Source organism: Streptomyces sp. Qhu_M48 (assembly GCF_051305195.1).
Lineage (GTDB): Bacteria > Actinomycetota > Actinomycetes > Streptomycetales > Streptomycetaceae > Streptomyces.
In genome coordinates this window covers 6,690,827-6,707,652 of sequence record NZ_CP195432.1, presented here as the reverse complement: position 1 = coordinate 6,707,652, position 16,826 = coordinate 6,690,827, and the positions used below count along the sequence as shown (strand labels likewise).

Annotated in this window: 10 protein-coding genes; 7 read left to right on the top strand and 3 right to left on the bottom strand. The window is 74.7% G+C overall.

Going from position 1 to position 16,826, the window contains the following annotated elements:
* The first annotated feature begins 112 nt into the window (after positions 1-112).
* From ACRRSS_RS29935 to moeZ, 5 genes are all read left to right on the top strand, one after another.
* Entirely contained in the window at positions 113-1,828 is a 1,716-nt protein-coding gene (locus tag ACRRSS_RS29935; RefSeq protein WP_435974165.1) for a glycosyltransferase, read from the top strand.
* Positions 1,821-3,371, top strand: coding sequence for a hypothetical protein (locus tag ACRRSS_RS29930; protein WP_435974164.1), 1,551 nt, complete (start codon positions 1,821-1,823; stop codon positions 3,369-3,371). The genes ACRRSS_RS29935 and ACRRSS_RS29930 overlap by 8 nt, the downstream gene beginning before the upstream one ends.
* 202 nt (positions 3,372-3,573) lie before the next feature.
* Complete coding sequence (locus tag ACRRSS_RS29925; RefSeq protein ID WP_317878378.1) at positions 3,574-4,545, top strand: NAD-dependent epimerase/dehydratase family protein; 972 nt, start codon at positions 3,574-3,576, stop codon at positions 4,543-4,545.
* Positions 4,533-5,270: a spherulation-specific family 4 protein gene (locus ACRRSS_RS29920; protein ID WP_435974163.1), complete on the top strand. Its 738-nt coding sequence runs from the start codon at positions 4,533-4,535 to the stop codon at positions 5,268-5,270. The genes ACRRSS_RS29925 and ACRRSS_RS29920 overlap by 13 nt, the downstream gene beginning before the upstream one ends.
* 63 nt (positions 5,271-5,333) lie before the next feature.
* Positions 5,334-6,512: an adenylyltransferase/sulfurtransferase MoeZ gene (gene moeZ / locus ACRRSS_RS29915; protein ID WP_435974162.1), complete on the top strand. Its 1,179-nt coding sequence runs from the start codon at positions 5,334-5,336 to the stop codon at positions 6,510-6,512.
* A 66-nt stretch (positions 6,513-6,578) separates the two neighbouring features.
* Here the strand turns inward: moeZ and ACRRSS_RS29910 are convergent, their stop codons facing one another.
* From ACRRSS_RS29910 to ACRRSS_RS29900, 3 genes are all read right to left on the bottom strand, one after another.
* Positions 6,579-8,159, bottom strand: coding sequence for an alpha/beta hydrolase (locus ACRRSS_RS29910; RefSeq protein WP_435974161.1), 1,581 nt, complete (start codon positions 8,157-8,159; stop codon positions 6,579-6,581).
* Positions 8,160-8,215: 56 nt separating this feature from the next.
* Positions 8,216-9,790, bottom strand: coding sequence for an alpha/beta hydrolase (locus ACRRSS_RS29905; protein WP_435974160.1), 1,575 nt, complete (start codon positions 9,788-9,790; stop codon positions 8,216-8,218).
* A gap of 181 nt (positions 9,791-9,971) precedes the next feature.
* Positions 9,972-12,623: a lysylphosphatidylglycerol synthase domain-containing protein gene (locus tag ACRRSS_RS29900; RefSeq protein WP_435974159.1), complete on the bottom strand. Its 2,652-nt coding sequence runs from the start codon at positions 12,621-12,623 to the stop codon at positions 9,972-9,974.
* A 198-nt stretch (positions 12,624-12,821) separates the two neighbouring features.
* Here ACRRSS_RS29900 and ACRRSS_RS29895 point away from each other — a divergent pair, with 198 nt between their 5' ends.
* Both ACRRSS_RS29895 and ACRRSS_RS29890 read left to right on the top strand, forming a co-directional pair.
* Entirely contained in the window at positions 12,822-13,187 is a 366-nt protein-coding gene (locus tag ACRRSS_RS29895; RefSeq protein ID WP_435974158.1) for an MGMT family protein, read from the top strand.
* Positions 13,188-13,411: 224 nt separating this feature from the next.
* Positions 13,412-16,699 (top strand): ATP-dependent helicase, encoded by a 3,288-nt coding sequence (locus ACRRSS_RS29890; RefSeq protein ID WP_435974157.1) that lies wholly within the window; start codon positions 13,412-13,414, stop codon positions 16,697-16,699.
* Positions 16,700-16,826 lie beyond the last annotated feature (127 nt).

Here is a 16,826-nt window from a genome sequence, read left to right as displayed (position 1 = left end):
TGGTGCGACGGACAACCGTCCGTCGCTCCACCGGTATCTCCGCTTACGTTCTTCCCGCTGCGAGTCGCCGGACCGACGGTGACCGGCGTCAAGGGAGAACGGGGGTGCACTCGTGCGGATCGGACTGCTCACGGAGGGCGGCTACCCGTACGCCACCGGCGAGTCCGGACTCTGGTGCGACCGGCTCGTACGCGGACTCGGGCAGCACCAGTTCGACCTGTACGCCCTCGGCGGGTCCGGCACCCCGCGCCCGCTCCCCCCGAACACCCGCGTCGCGCGAGCCGCGGACCCGGGGAGCCCCGACGCGGCCCCCGCGGGCAGGAACCTCCTCGAACGGAGCGCCTTCGGCGACCGCGCCGCCCGCCGCGCCTACGGCCGCCGCGAGCGCCGCCGCTTCACCGAGGCCTTCCACCAGCTGGCCGTGGGGCTGTGCGCGGAGCCGGGCGCCGGTGACCTCGCCGTCGACCCCTCCTCCGCCGCCGAAGCCTCTTCCGCCGTCGCTCCCTCCCTCGCCTCCGGCCCCTCCTTCGCCACCGGGCTCTACGCCCTCGCCGAACTCGCCCGCGAGCGCGGCGGACTGCCCGGCGCGCTCCGCTCCGACGACGCCGTCCGCACCCTCGAATCCGCCTGCCGCGCGCCCGGCGCACGCCGGGGCGCGGCCGCCGCCGGACTCCCCGACCACCTCGCCCTCGTCGAACACCTGGAGCGGGCCCTGCGCCCCCTCTCCCTCGACTGGTACGCGGAGGACGCCCTCGGCGCGGCCGACCTCTGCCACGCCGCCGCCGGAGGCACCACCGCGCTCCCCGGCCTGCTGGCCAAACGCTTCTTCGGCACCCCGCTCCTCGTCACCGAGTACGGCGTCCAGCTCCGCTCCCACTACCTCTCCGCCGCCGGCGCCGACCGCTCCGCCCCCCTGCGCACCCTGCTCGCCGCCCTGCACGGTGGACTCGCCGCCGAGGTCTACCGGCAGGCCGCGCTCCTCACCCCCGGCAACGCCCACACCCGCCGCTGGCAGGAGAAGTGCGGCGCCGACCGGGCCCGCATCCGGACCGTCCACCCCGGCATGGCGGCCGACCGCTTCGCCGAGGTCGGCGAGGACGAGGAGAGCGGCGACCCCGCCACCCTGGTCTGGGTCGGCCGCGTCGAGCCCGCCAAGGACCTCATCGCCCTGCTGCACGCCTTCGCCGAGATCCGGGCCCGTCGGCCCGACGCCCGGCTGAGGATCGTCGCCGTACCCGTACGGGAACCCGGAGCCGGCGCCTACCTCGCCCACTGCAAGGGCCTCGCCGCCCAGCTCTTCCCCGACGAGGCCGCCGGGGCGCACGCCGTCGGCGAGAACCCGGTCACCTTCGAGGAGCTCGGCGGCCCCGAGGCACCCACCCTGGAGGACACCTACGCCTCCGGCGCTGTCGTCGTCCTCTCCAGCGTCGTCGAGGGCTTCCCCGCCGGCCTCGTCGAGGCCATGCTCTGCGCCCGGGCCACCGTCTCCACCGACGTCGGCGCGGTCGTCGAGATCATCGGCGGCACCGGCCTCGTCGTCCCCCCGCGCAACCCCCGGGCGCTCGCCGACGCCTGCCTCGCGCTGCTGCGCGACCCCGAGCGCCGTCACCGCCTGGGCGCCGCCGCCCGCGCCCGCGCGCTCGAACTCTTCTCCGTCGAACAGAACCTCGCCGCGTTCCGCGGCATCTACCTCGAACTCCTCTCCCACGCGCCGGTGCGCCGCCGCCCCGGCGACGGCGTGCCCTTCGCCCACCCCGCCGAGGCGCACGTGCGGGGCAGCTGGGCGCAGAAGGCCGTGACCGCCGGGACAGGAGGCCCCGATGCCTGAAGGAGACACCCCCATGCGCGGCTCCGCCGCCCCGACGAGCCCCGGAGCCTGGGACGCCCGCTCCGAGGCCCTCCTCGGCGCCCCCACGCCGACCCTCCGAGCCGGGGTGGGCCTCGACCCCCGCACCCCCGCCGACACCGCCGACCCCGCCGACCCCGCATCGTCCGGGATAGCCCCGGCCCCGGGGGAGGCCGCCGCGATGCCCCCACGACCGGAGACGACGGGGGAGCCGACCGCCCTGGTCCCCGCCCCCCTCGCACCCGCGCCGGTCCCCGTCGCACCCGAGCCGGCTGTCCCGGTCCCCGCCGCTCCCGTCGCACCCGAGCCGGCTGTCCCGGTCCCCGCCGCTCCCGTCGCACCCGAGCCGGCTGTCCCGGTCCCCGCCGCTCCCGGCGCACCCGCGTCGACCGCCCCGGTCCCCGCCGCTCCCGTCGCACCCGAGCCGGCCCCGGCCGCACCCCCGGCCGGCCGGGAGGGGAGCGCAGCCGCCCCCCGTGCCCGGCGCGGGAACGCCGACCCCGTGAAAGTCCTCATGCACCGTCACCGGGAGCTCTGCGAACGGGCCGTCGACCCGCTGGAGATCGCCGCCGGCCTCGAAGCCCAGGGATTCACCGACCGGACCGCCGCACGGTTCCGGCACCGGGACGTCTTCTCGCTGGCCGAGGAGCTGTACGTACGCGTGCCCCGCGGTACCGGTACCGGTACCGGCACCGCCACGGCTCCGGCGTCCACGGCACCCCGCACCGACGCGTGGCTGCTCGCCGCCCTCACCCCCGGCGCCGCCGCCGCCCTCACCGGCATCGGGCTCGCCGTCACCCACGGGCCCGTGCGCCTCGCCGTCGGCGCGACCGGGGCCCTGCTGCTCGCCGGGTCGCTCCTGTTCGCCGTCCGGCGCGGGCCCTTCCGCGCCCCCGACGGCCGGGCCGTGCCCGCCGCCCGCCTCTGGACCCTCTGGCTCCTGGCGTACGCGGTCGGCGGCGACGGACTCCTGACCCAGGTGCTCGGCGGCGGCCCCGACGGCCCCTGGGAGCTGACCCCCGGCCCCCTCCTGGGCCTCGCCCTCGCCGTCGCCCCCGCCGCCTGGTGCGCCCGGCTCTTCGCCACCCGGGCACGCCGCCGGATCGCCGACAGCCGCGACCTCGCCGACTTCGCCGCCGCCGCCAGGCCGCTGCTCCTGGGCACCGTGACCCTCCAACTCCTCGCCCTGACCGCCCTGCTCGGGCTCACCGGGTTCAGCCCCGGAGCCCTCGCCCTCGGCGCCCTCCTGCTGTTCGCCCGGCTCCTCACCGTCCACGGCTTCCTCGAGACGGCCGCCGCCGCCCTCGCCGCCGCCAGCGCCGCCGAGGCGCTCGCCCTCGCGAGCGTCCTCGCCGCCCGAGTCCCCCTCCCCGGCTTCGACGCGCTCGCCGCCCCCGTACGGGCCGTCGTCGACGCCGGGGGCCCCGGAGCCGTACCCACCCTCGTCTGCGGCGCCGCCGCGCTCGGCCTGCTGGCCCACGCGACCGGCTCCCTCGCCCGGGCCTCGGCCCACGCCACCCCGTGAGAACCCGCCGCGACCCCCGGCGGAGGCCGGGCGACCACAGCACCACCCACCCCGCCGAGCCTCCCGTCCGGAAACCTTCTCGCACCCGCGGAGCCGACGCTGCGGGCGCGCCCCGTCACCTCTCCCACCACCCCGCAAGGAGCTCGAAGACCATGACCCCGCAACCCCAAGGAACGGCCGGTCGGCACGAAGGGGCCGCGCGATGAGGGTGCTACTGCTCGGAGCCAACGGCTTCATCGGCCGGTTCGTCGCCGACCGACTGCTCGCCGACCCGGCCGTCCACCTCACCGCGCTCGGCCGGGGCGACGACGCCGACGTGCGTTTCGACCTCGCCTCCGGCAGCCCGGGAGCGCTGACCCGCTTCCTCGACGCCGTCCACCCCGGGGTCGTCGTCAACTGCGCGGGCGCCACCCGCGGCGGCGCCCGCGACCTGACCCGGCACAACACCGTGGCCGTCGCCACCGTCTGCGAGGCGCTGCGGCGCAGCGGCTGCGGCGCCCGGCTCGTCCAGGTCGGCTGCGCCTCGGAGTACGGGCCGAGCCAGCCCGGCTCCTCCACCGCCGAGGACGCCGTCCCCCGCCCCGGCGGCCCGTACGGGGTGTCGAAGCTGGCGGCGACCGAACTGGTCCTCGGCTCGGGACTCGACGCCGTCGTCCTCCGGGTGTTCTCGCCCGTGGGCCCCGGCACCCCGGCCGGCTCGCCGCTCGGCCGCCTCGCCGAGGCGATGCGCCGGGCCATGCAGGCCGGGGACGGGGAGCTCAAGCTCAGCGGCCTCGGCGTGCAGCGGGACTTCGTCGACGTACGGGACGTCGCGCGGGCCGTCCACGCGGCCTCGCTCTCCGCCGCCCAGGGCGTCGTCAACATCGGCACCGGCCGCGCGGTCCGGCTCCGGGACGCCGCCGCCGTCCTGGCCAGGGTCGCCGGCTACTCCGGCAACCTGCACGAGCTGGACGCCCCGCACGGCATGCCGCAGCGCCCGATGATCGGCGCCCCCCGCACCGAGGGAACCATCGCCGACCAGCTGGCCTCCGCCCCCTACCCGTACCCCGACGGCTGTGGACCCTGGCAGCAGGCCGACGTCCGGACCGCCCGCGACCGCCTCGGCTGGCGGCCCCGGATCAACCTGGAGGAGTCCCTCGCCGACATCTGGATGGAGGCGGCGTGTCGCATCTGACGGCGACCGGGGCGGTCCAGGCGCTCGGGGTGGGCGTGCCCGGCTACGCCCACCCGCTGCTCGCCCCTGTCGAGTGGGGCGAGCTGACCCGCCCCGGGACCCCGCTGCACTGGGCGGTGCTCAATGTGGCGGAGGGGCCGGGCAGCCGTCCCGACCCGCACTGTCTGGAGGCGGCGGGCAGGCTCCGCGACGCCGGGGTACGGGTCCTCGGGCACCTGGACGCGGCCCACGGCTCCCGGCCGTTCGGGGAGCTCGTCACGGACGCCCACCGCTTCCTCGACTGGTACAAGGTGGACGGCTACTACCTGGACCGCTGCCCCGCGGACCGGGCGGACCTGGCCGGGGTGCGGCGGGTCACGGCGACCCTGGAGGCGATCCTCGGCGGCGAGGCCCATCTCGTCCTCGGCCACGGCACCCACCCCCACCCGGGGTACGCCGAGACCGCCGACCAGCTGGTCACGTTCTCCGGCTCCTGGGTGGACTACCGCTGGTCGCAGGTGGCGGAGTGGACCGCCGAGTACACGGAGGCGAAGTTCGTCCACCTCGTGCACGGGGTGCCGCGCACCCACCTGGAGGAGGCGCTGCGGATCGCCCGCTGGCAGGGGGCCGGGACGATCTTCTTCACGGACCGGACGGGGGCTTCGGGACAGACCGCCGCATTCCACTCGCTGCCCGGCTACTGGGACGAAATCGTCTCGCGGATCGGACCGGGTGTCTCGGAATGAGGAGGGGCGTGGCAGTGTTACGGGGAGAACAACCGTACTGACATACCGACCACCGGAGTCCCCGTGTCGCTGCCACCCCTGGTCGAGCCGGCTGCCGAGCTCACCGTAGACGAGGTCCGCAGGTACTCCCGCCACCTGATCATCCCGGACGTCGGGATGGACGGGCAGAAGCGGCTGAAGAACGCCAAGGTGCTGTGTGTCGGCGCCGGTGGCCTCGGCTCGCCGGCGCTGATGTACCTGGCCGCCGCCGGCGTGGGCACGCTCGGCATCGTGGAGTTCGACGAGGTCGACGAGTCGAACCTCCAGCGCCAGATCATCCACAGCCAGGCCGACATCGGCCGCTCCAAGGCGGCGTCGGCGCGCGACAGCGTGCTCGGCATCAACCCGTACGTGAACGTGGTCCTTCACGAGGAGCGGCTCGAAGCCGAGAACGTGATGGAGATCTTCGGTCAGTACGACCTGATCGTCGACGGCACGGACAACTTCGCCACCCGCTACCTGGTGAACGACGCCTGCGTGCTGCTGAACAAGCCGTACGTGTGGGGCTCGATCTACCGTTTCGACGGCCAGGCGTCCGTCTTCTGGTCCGAGTACGGCCCCTGCTACCGCTGCCTCTACCCGGAGCCCCCGCCGCCGGGCATGGTCCCGTCCTGCGCCGAGGGCGGCGTCCTGGGCGTGCTGTGCGCGTCCATCGGCTCCATCCAGGTCACCGAGGCCATCAAGGTGCTCGCCGGCGTGGGCGACCCGCTGGTCGGCCGCCTGATGATCTACGACGCCCTGGAGATGCAGTACCGCCAGGTCAAGGTCCGCAAGGACCCCGGCTGCGCGGTCTGCGGCGAGAACCCGACCGTCACCGAGCTCATCGACTACGAGGCCTTCTGCGGCGTCGTGTCCGAGGAGGCCCAGGAGGCGGCGCTCGGCTCCACGATCACTCCGAAGCAGCTCAAGGAGTGGATCGACGAAGGCGAGAACCTCGACATCATCGACGTCCGCGAGCCGAACGAGTACGAGATCGTCTCGATCCCGGGCGCGCGTCTGATCCCGAAGAACGAGTTCCTGATGGGCACCGCCCTCCAGGACCTCCCGCAGGACAAGCGGATCGTCCTGCACTGCAAGACGGGTGTCCGCAGTGCGGAGGTCCTCGCGGTGCTCAAGTCCGCGGGCTTCGCGGACGCGGTCCACGTCGGCGGCGGCGTGATCGGCTGGGTCCACCAGATCGAGCCCGAGAAGCCGGTCTACTAGTCGGCCGAACGAAGGGGCCCGGATCTCGTCACGAGATCCGGGCCCCTTCTCATGCCCCGCTGCCTCTCATGCCCCGCTGCGAGCCGCCCCGCTGGAGCAGGTCTTGCCGTACGCGGGGACCTCGCCGTCCAGGAGGTACGCGTCGACGGTCGCCGTCACGCACGACGACGTGCCGTACGCGCCGTGGCCCTCGCCCTCGTTGGTGACCAGGACGCCGACGCCCCCGCCGAGCTCCTTCGCCATCTTCTCCGCGCCCTCGTACGGGGTCGCCGGGTCGCCCGTCGTCCCGACGACCAGGATCGGCGCCGCCCCCGAGGCGCTCGCCTCCGGCGTCGCCCGCTCGCCCTTCACCGGCCACTCGGCGCACCAGCCGGCCGTGTCCCAGGCGAGGAACGCGCCGAACACGGGGGAGAGCCGGCGGAACTCCGGGATCAGCGCCTTCGCCTCCGCGGCGGTCGCCCGCGCGCTGGTGTCGGCGCAGGAGATCGCCCGCTGGGAGTGCGACTGGGTGGAGTAGTGGCCCTCGGCGTCACGGTCGTTGTAGTAGTCGGCGAGTTCGAGCAGGGCGCCGCCGCGACCCTTCTCGGCGTCCGCCAGGGCCTCGGTCAGGAGGGGCCAGTTGGACTGTCCGTACAGCGTCACCGCGATGCCGGTGAGCGCCAGGCCCTCGGTGAGCTTCCGCTCGCCGACGGTCAGCGGCGCCCGGTCGAGCTTCCGCAGCAGACGCGCGATCCGCTCGCTCCCGGCCTTCGCGTCCTCGCCGGTGCTCTTCAGGTAGTTGTCCAGGGCCCGCTGGAAACCGATCGTCTGGTGGCGGGCGTGCCCGACGGTGTCGGCGGTCGGGTCGACGACGGCGTCGAGGACGAGACGGCCCACGTTCTTCGGGAAGAGGTGGGCGTAGGTGCCGCCGAGCTGCGTCCCGTACGAGATGCCGAAGTAGTGGAGCTTCGCGTCCCCGAGGACCTGCCGGATCAGGTCCAGGTCGCGGGCGGTGGCGGTGGTCGTGGTGTGCGGGAGGAGCGCGGCGGAGCGGCGGGCGCAGCCGGCGGCGAAGTCGGCGTTGTCCTTGAGGTACGTGGCCTCCTCGGCGGCCGAGTCCGGGGTGAGGTCCACGGTCGCCTCGGCGGCGGCCTGTTCGGCGTCGCTCCGGCAGACGACACCGGAGCTGCGGCTCACCCCGCGCGGGTCGAAGCCCACCAGGTCGTAGCGCTTGCCGAGCGTGTCGTAGTCCTGTGCCGCCTGCGGCAGGATGTCGACGCCGGAGCCGCCGGGGCCGCCGAAGTTGAAGAGCAGGGAGCCGATGCGGTCGGCCTTCCGGCCGGCCTCCTTGCGGATCAGCGCGATCGGGATCGTCGCGCCCTCGGGCTTCGCGTGGTCGAGCGGCACCGCGACGGTGGCGCAGCGCCACTCCGCACCGGGCTTCTCCCCGCCCTCGGGAGCCGCGCACCGCTTCCAGTCGGGGCGCTGGCCGGTCAGGGAGGCGGGCAGCGGGGGAGTGGTGGCGGCACCGTCCGACGGCTTCGCGTCGGTGGTGCGCGGCGGGGCCGTGGTGGGGGTGGCGGACGGCGCCCCGCCGCCGGTGCTCGTACAGCCCGCGACGAGCAGACCGGTGACGGCCAGGACGGCCGCGCGGATGCGTATGGACATGTGTTCCCCCCAGGAGCCGGCAAGGCGGCCCATCCTAGGGGGAGCTCCGGCCGGAGTTACTTGCAGACCGTGCCGGAGGCCGGGACCCTGCCGTCCAGGAGGTACGCGTCGACCGCCTTCTTCACGCACGCGTTGCCGCTGGTGTAGGCACCGTGGCCCTCGCCCTCGTACGTCAGCTCCACGCCGACACCCGGGCCGAGCGCCTTCACCATCGACCGCGCGCCCTCGTACGGGGTGGCGGGGTCGCCGGTGTTGCCGACGACCAGGATCGGCGCCGAGCCGGGCGCGGAGACGTCCGGGTTCTCCCAGGTGCCGGGCACCGGCCACTGCGAGCAGCTGGAGAGGGCCCAGCCCATGAAGTCGCCGAAGACGGGGGAGGCCTCGCGGAACTGGCCGAGGCGCTCCTTCGCCTGGCCGAGGGTGTAGCGCTCCTTGAAGTCCACGCAGTTGATGGCGGCGTTGGCGGCCTGGATGTTGCTGTAGGAGCCGTTCGGGCCGCGGCCGTTCATCGAGTCGGAGAGGTTGAGGAGCAGCGCCCCGTCGCCGCCGTCGGCGTCGTCGAGCCCCTGCTCCAGATAGGTCCAGTACTCCTTGGAGTACAGGGCCTGCGCGATGCCGTTGGTGGCCTGTGTCTGGGTGAGCTCGCGCTCGCCGATGCCCGCGATCGGCTTCTTGTCGAGGGCGGCGAGGAGGTCGGTGATGAAGGACTCGATCTCGGCGACGCTCGTCCCGGGCAGGGTGCACTCGTCGCCCCGGTCCACACAGTCCTGGGCGAAGTTGTCGAGGGCGAGCTGGAAGCCCTTCGCCTGGCCGAGTGCGCCCTCCTCGACGCCCGCGTCCGGGTCGACTACGGCGTCGAAGACGGCCCGGCCGACGTTCGAGGGGAACTGGTGGGCGTAGACGCCGCCGAGTTCGGTGCCGTACGAGATGCCGAAGTAGTGGAGCTTGTCGTCGCCGAGGACCTGGCGCATCAGGTCCAGGTCCCGGGCGGCGTTCTCCGTGCCGACGTGCGGGAGCGACGGCCCCGCGTTCTTCTCGCAGCCGCCCGCGTACCTCTTCTGCGCGTCCGAGAGGGTCCGTTCCTCCGCCTCGTCGTCGGGCGTGAAGTCCAGGGCGTAGTAGGCGTCGAGCTCCTTGTCGGTGAGGCACTCGACGGGGTCGCTGCGGCCCACCCCGCGCGGGTCGAAGGAGACCAGGTCGTAGCGGCCGCGCAGCCCCTCGTACTCGTTGGCGAAGGCGGGCAGCCCGGTGACGCCGGAGCCGCCGGGCCCGCCGAAGTTGAAGACGAGCGAACCGATCCGCCGCTCCTGGTCACGGGCGCGGGCCCGGATGAGCGCGAGCTCGATCGTCTCGCCCTCCGGAACCGCCCAGTCCAGCGGGGCCTGGAGGAAGGAGCACTCCCAGGCGGCGCCGCCGGGCAGCGCCGAGGGCGCGGTCCCACCGCCCTCGGCGGCGGACGGCGGCGGGCACGGCGCCCAGGACAGCTTCTGCGACGCCAGCGTCGAGAGCCCGGCCGAACCGCTCGGCGACGCCGGAGCCGCCGCCTCGTCTCCCCCGTCCGAGCACCCGGCGGCGAGCAGCACGGTGGTGGCGGTCAGCAGAGCGGCGCGCTGGGCGGCGGAGATCGGCATACGCCCATGGTGGGTCGCGGGCCCGGCCGCCGCGCGGGACGGAGGTCCAAGTGGGTGGGCCGGCACCGGCGCCGCCGCGCGGGACGGTGGTCCAAGTGGGTGGGCCGGCACCGGCGCCGCCGCGCGGGACGGTGGTCCGGGTGGGCGGGCCCGGCCCGGTGCCCCGCCCCACGGCCTCGTCCTACAGCGCTTCGCGTTTCGTCAGCCAGTTGAAGCAGATCCACCCCGGCAGCACCGGGATCCACAGGGTCAGCAGGCGGTAGAGGAGCACCGCCGGGGTCGCGACCTCCAGGGGGAGGCCCACCGCGACCAGGCCGAAGGTGAGCGCGCCCTCGACCGCGCCGACACCGCCGGGCGTCGGCGCCGCCGAGCCGAGGGCGTTGCCCGCGAGGAAGACCACCGCCACGCTCGCGTAGCTGATCGACTGGTGGCCGTGGCCGAAGGCCCGGATCGAGGCGTCCAGGCAGAGCACGAACGCGCCGGTGAGCAGCAGCATCCCGCCGATGCCGGTCAGCAGCTTCATCGGCCGCTGGAGCACGTCCAGCATGCGCGGGACCACGCCCGCGAAGAGCGACCGCAGCCGGGTCGACACGAACTTGCGCATGAACGGGATCGCCGTCACCACGAGCACGAGCACCGCGACCGTGAGCAGACCGGCGATGACCGTCCTCGACGGGGTGAAGGACTGCGACTTCTCCGTGCCCGTGAGATAGCCGAAGGCGAGCAGCAGCAGGATGTGCGCGCCGAGACCGAAGAGCTGGGAGGCGCCGACGCTCGCCACCGCGAGCCCCGGCCGGACCCCCGCGCGCTGGAGGAAGCGGGTGTTCAGGGCGACGCCGCCGACCGCCGCCGGAGCGACGATCTTCACGAACGAGCCGGCGACCTGCGCCACCACCGTCCGCCAGAACCCGACCCGCTCCGGCACGAAGCCCAGCAGGCTCATCGCCGCCGCCAGATAGCTGACCGCGGAGAACAGCACCGCGGCCGTCACCCACCGCCAGTCCGCCTGGCTGATCGTCGACAGCGGCGTCCGGGCGATCTGCGACAGCAGGAAGTACGCGGCGACCGCGCCCGCGATCAGGCTGACCAGGGTCCGCGGCTTGATCCGCTCCAGCCGGACCGGCTCCACGGGGGCCTGCGGGCGGATCAGCAGCACCTGCTGGCGGATCTGGGCCAGCAGGTCCTCCTCGCGGGCCTCGTCCAGCGCCGTGTCGAGAGCCCGCTTCTCGGCCTTCTTGTCCGCCTTCTTCTCGGCCTTCGTCTCCGCCCGTACGACGGTCGGGTCCGCGGCGGCCTCCGCCGCCTCGGCCTTCGCCAGCTCCCGCTCGTGCTTGGCCGCCTCCGACGCGGCGAGCACGGCCTCGCGCTCGCGCGCCGACCGTTCGCGGGCCAGTCTCCGCAGCGTCGCGCGCGTGGAGCGGCTCAGCGCGATCGGCTGGAGCAGCGGCAGACAGTCGGCGACCGTGTCCGGGCCGAGCACCTCGACGGCCGCGGCGACCGCCCGCTCGGCCCCGACCCGCAGGCCGAGGGTGGTGAGCAGCTGGGCGATGTCCATCCGCAGGATCAGGTCGCCGGCGGCGATCTCGCCGCCCCGCAGATCGGTGAGGATCACCCTGCCGGAACGATCCACCAGAATCGCGTCGCCCGTGAGCCTGCGGTGCGCGATCCGGCGCGACTGGAGCGCCCGCACCTGCCGGAAGGCGCTGCGGACCAGCTCGTCGTTGATGTCGTCGTCGTCCAGCGAGTCCAGGCTCCGGCCGCCGATGTGCTCGTACACGAGCATCACGGCGTCCGGGCCGAGCTCCGAGGTGGCGATCAGTTTCGGCGCGTTCGCCCCGGCGGCGATCGCGGCGTACGCGAGGAGCGCCTCCTGCTCCAGGGCCTGCCGCAGCGAGACGATCGAGCGGCGGGTGGTGATCGTCCGCAGGGTGATCCGCCGCCACGCGCGGTAGAAGAAGCCGTGCGCCTGCTGTTCCCGGTCGACGACGGTGACGTCGAGCGGTGGCCCGTCCTCCAGGGTCACGATGTACCGGCGGCCCCGGTCCCCGCTGTCCGCCGAGTCGGGGACGCCCTCGGCGCGCAGCGCCGTCACCGGCCGGAAGCCGACCCGGCGCAGCCCGGCGAGGAGGGTCTGGCCGGTGGGCCGCACGTTGGGGGAACCCACCGCGTAGAGGGTGCCGTACGCCACCGTCCAGCCGATGAGGACGGTCAGGATGATCGAGAGCGCGGTGGTGTAGCCGGCCACCAGCATGGTGAAGGCGTCGAGCAGCAGCACCACCCAGAGCGACACCCGCCAGCGCGGTCTGCGGGCCATGCCGACGGCGGTCATGTACGCGATCACCGGGGCGAGGTAGTTGTGCACCGGGTCGGTCAGCCCGCCGCCGGACTGCGGCTGGGTCAGCGCGTCCTGGATCGTGCCGGGCGCGGCCTGGGCGACCCAGAGGTCGGTGGCGAGGGTGACGCCGTGGGCGAGGACGGCGGCGAGGACGCCGTCCGCGATCCGCAGCCCGTCCCGTTTGATCAGGCGCTCGATGGCGAAGGCGACGGGGACGAGCAGGACGGCGATGGAGGAGACGAGACCGGCGATCTTGACGAAGACATCGGGTGCGCCGACGGCACCCTTGTTGATGTCCTCCTCCAGGCCCGAGGTCGTCGCGTGGGCGAACGCGGCGACGGCGATGACGAGCCCGATGGCGAGCAGACCGGCGAGCAGTCGCATCAGGTCGGAGGGCCGGTGGACGCGGGCGGCGAGCAGCGGCTCGTCGCCGGAGACCCGCTCGGGCACGTCGGGCTGGGCCTCCTCCGGAGGCTGCGTGTCCTGCCCCATCACCATGTCCGTCTCTGCGTGCGCGTCGTGTCGTTCCCGTGCCCGTACGTCTGCTCGTACGCCGTCTGGAACGTGCTCTTGTTCTTGTCCCGGTTCTTGTACTTGTCGCTCTTGATCTCGTATCACCAGTCACCGCCCGCACGATGGTGGCACGAAGAGCCACCGCGCGGAGGCATCAGGGCCATGTCGGTGGGGTGAGGCAGGATGGGGCGGATGAGCGTGGAGAAGCCCGTGGGGGAGACCGGAGAACTGCCCGAGTACGCGGAGCGGGTGCTCGACGTCGCCGACGGGATCCCGCCCGGCCGGGTGATGACCTACGGCGACGTCGCCGAATGGCTGGGCGAGGGCGGGCCGCGCCAAGTCGGCCGCGTCATGGCCCTGTACGGCGGGACGGCACCCTGGTGGCGGGTGGTCCGGGCGGACGGCACGCTGCTCCCCGGGCACGAGCCGAGGGCCCTCGGCCACTACCGCGAGGAGGGCACCCCGCTGCGCGAGGCGGGCCGGGCGGCCGAGGGACACGTACCGAGGATCGACATGCGGCGGGCCCGCTGGGACGGAACTCACACCTGACGGCTCCGGCCGGGAGGGCACGGGCCGGGCCGGGCGCGAGCGGCGCCCGGCGGGGCACCCGGGGGACGGAACGGGGTACGGAGTACGGCTCGGCGACGGTCCGTTTCGCGTAACGTCGACGTTCGCGTCTCCCGAGGCGACGGCGGGCCGACGAGCCCGCCGGCCGTCCGCGGCGGACGGCCGCCTCACCCGCACCACCACTCCCACCAGGACCGGCGACCCACGTGAGTACCTCCTCGACCACCCGGCGTACGCCGCCGCACCAGGGACAGCCGTACCCGGGTCCGGGACGGCAGCGGACCCCGGGCGCGTACCGACTGGTGCGTACCACGCCGGCCCCGATGGATCCCCCTCAGCTGGACGCAGCCCAGCGGGAAGTGGTTGACCACACCGCGGGACCGCTTCTCGTCCTCGCCGGACCCGGCACCGGAAAGACGACCACCCTCGTCGAGGCCGTCGCCGCCCGCATGGAGAACGGCGCCGACCCCGAACGCCTCCTCGTCCTCACCTTCAGCCGCAAGGCCGCCGTCGAACTCCGCGACCGCATGGCCGCCCGGCTCGGCGGCCGCCGCCCGCCCCAGGCCACCACCTTCCACTCGTACTGCTACGCCCTGATCCGCGCCCACCAGGACGCCGAACTCTTCGCCGAACCCCTGCGGCTGCTCTCCGGACCCGAGCAGGACCTCGCCGTGCGCGAACTGCTCGCCGGCCACATCGACCTGGAGAAGGCCGGCCTCGGGAGCATCCGCTGGCCCGACGAACTCCGCGCCTGCCTCACCACCCGCGGCTTCGCCGACGAGGTACGCGCCGTCCTCGCCCGCTCCCGCGAACTGGGCCTCGGACCCGACGCGCTCGCCCGCTTCGCCGAACGGGTCGGCCGCCCCGACTGGAAGGCGGCGGCCGGCTTCCTCGCCGAGTACCTCGACGTCCTCGACCTCCAGGGCGTCCTCGACTACACCGAACTCGTCCACCGGGCCGTACCGCTCGCCGGGAACGCCGGCCTGCCCGCGTACGACGCCGTCTACGTCGACGAGTACCAGGACACCGACCCGGCACAGGTCCGGCTGCTCCACGCGCTCGCCGGCACCGGACCCCGCACGGTGGTCGCCTTCGGCGATCCGGACCAGTCCATCTACGCCTTCCGGGGCGCCGACGTGAACGGCATCCTCGACTTCCCCGCCGCCTTCGGCGGCGCCGACGTCCGGGTCCTGCGCACCGCACGCCGCTCCGGCGCGGAGCTGCTCGGGGCGACCCGGTTCCTCGCCCGCCGGATGCCGATGCCCCGGCTCCCCGCCGACAAGGTCCGCGCCCACCGCGACCTCACGGCCGCCCGGGACGGCGGCCGGGCGGAGGCGTACACCTACCCCACCGCCTCGGCGGAGGCCGAGAACATCGCCGACCTCCTGCGCCGCGCCCACCTGGAGGACGGCGTCCCCTGGCAGGACATGGCCGTCCTCACCCGCGCCGCCGCCTCCCTCCCGTCCCTCCGCCGCGCCCTCACGTCCGCCGGCGTCCCGGTGGAGACGGACGCGGCGGACACCCCCCTGCGCCACGAACCGGCGGTCGCGCCGCTGCTCCTCGCGCTGCGCGCGGTGTCGACGGCGGGCCCCGTCACGGACGAGCCCGACGCCACCCCCGACTGGCTCCCCACCGAGACCGCCCTGGAACTGCTCGCCTCCCCCCTCGCCGGCGTCGACCCCGCCGACCTCCGGCGCCTCGGCCGCGCCCTCCGCGACGAGGAGCGGGCCGCCGGGAACAAGGTCCCGCCCCCCTCCGACGTCCTCCTCGCCCGCGCGCTCGCCGAGCCCGAGCGGCTCGTCGCGCACGACCCCGCCCACGCGCGCGGCGCGAAACGGCTCGGCGACCTGCTCCGCGACACCCGCACCCTCCTCGCCGACGGCGGCACCGCCGAGGAGGCCCTCTGGGTGCTCTGGAACGGCACACCCTGGCCCGGCCGCCTGGAGCGCGCCGCCCTGCGCGGCGGCCCCGCCGGACGGAACGCCGACCGCGACCTCGACGCCGTCTGCGCCCTCTTCGAGACCGCCGCCCGCGCCGAGGAGCGCGTCGGCGGCCGCGGCGCCCTCAACTTCCTCGAAGAGGTCGACGCCCAGGACATCGCCGCCGACACCCTCACCCGCCGCCACACCCGCCCCGACGCCGTCCGCCTCATGACCGCCCACCGGTCCAAGGGCCTCGAATGGGACCTCGTCGTCGTCGCGGGCGTCCAGGAGGGCCTCTGGCCCGACCTGCGCCGCCGCGGCTCCCTCCTGGAGGCCGACCGCATCGGCCGCGACGGCCTCGCCGAACCCCTCACCCCCGGCGCCCTCCTCGCCGAGGAACGCCGGCTGTTCTACGTGGCCGCCACGCGCGCGCGTGAACGGCTCGTCGTCACCGCCGTCAAGGCCCCCGCCGAGGACGGCGACCAGCCCTCCCGTTTCCTCACCGAACTCGGCGTCGAGCCCAGGGACGTCCCCGGCCGCCCCCGCCGCCCCCTCGCCGTCTCCGCCCTCGTCGCCGAACTCCGCGCCACCACCGTCGACCCCGCCGCCTCGCCCGCGCTCCGCGACGCGGCCGCCCACCGCCTCGCCCGGCTCGCCGCGCTCACCGACGAGGACGGCCAGCCGCTCGTCCCGGCCGCCCACCCGGACCGCTGGTGGGGCCTGTTCGAGCCGACGCACAGCACGGTGCCGCTGCGCGAGCGCGACCGGCCCGTCGCCCTCTCGCCCAGCTCCCTGGAGAACCTCGTCGGCACCTGCTCCCTCCAGTGGTTCCTGGGCCGCGAGGTCAAGGCCGCCGCCCCGGCCACCGCCGCCCAGGGCTTCGGCAACGTCGTCCACGTCCTCGCCGACGAGGTCGCCTCCGGCCGTACCCCCGCCGACCTCGACGTCCTCATGGCCCGCCTGGACTCCGTGTGGGACGCCCTCGCCTTCGACGCGCCCTGGAAGTCGGCCCAGGAGAAGGCCCACGCGCGCGTGGCCCTGGAACGCTTCCTGAGCTGGCACGTCATGGACCGGGGCGGCCGCACCCCCGCCGCCTCCGAACACGGCTTCGACGTGACCCTGGAGGCCGGCGCGTACGAGGTCCGCATCCGCGGCTCCATGGACCGCGTCGAGACCGACGAGCAGGGCCGCGCGTACGTCGTCGACTTCAAGACCGGCAAGTCCGCCCCCACCAAGGACGAGGTCGCCCAGCACCCGCAGCTCGCCGTCTACCAGCTCGCCGTCCGGGAGGGCGCCCTCGACGAGGTCTTCGACGGACGCCGGCCCGAGCCCGGCGGCGCCGAACTCGTCCAGCTGCGGCAGGCCGCCCCCCAGAAGGAGGGCGGCGACGCCCTCCCGAAGGTCCAGGCACAGCAGCCGCTCGCCGGGGAGTGGGTCGGCGAGCTGCTCGCCCACGCCGCCGGCCGGGTCCTCGACGAACGCTTCACCCCCTCCACCGGCCAGCACTGCACGACCTGCTCCTTCCGGGCCTCGTGCAGCGCCCAGGCGGAGGGCCGCCAGGTCGTCGACTGAGCACCCCGGCACCGACTGTGCGGCGCGTCACGTCCCCATCCGCACATCCTTCGCACTCCCTCGCAGGTCACTCTCCTCGCACCGCCCGGTAAGGGCGGCGTGAGGAAACGCTGTGAACGATCGCTGT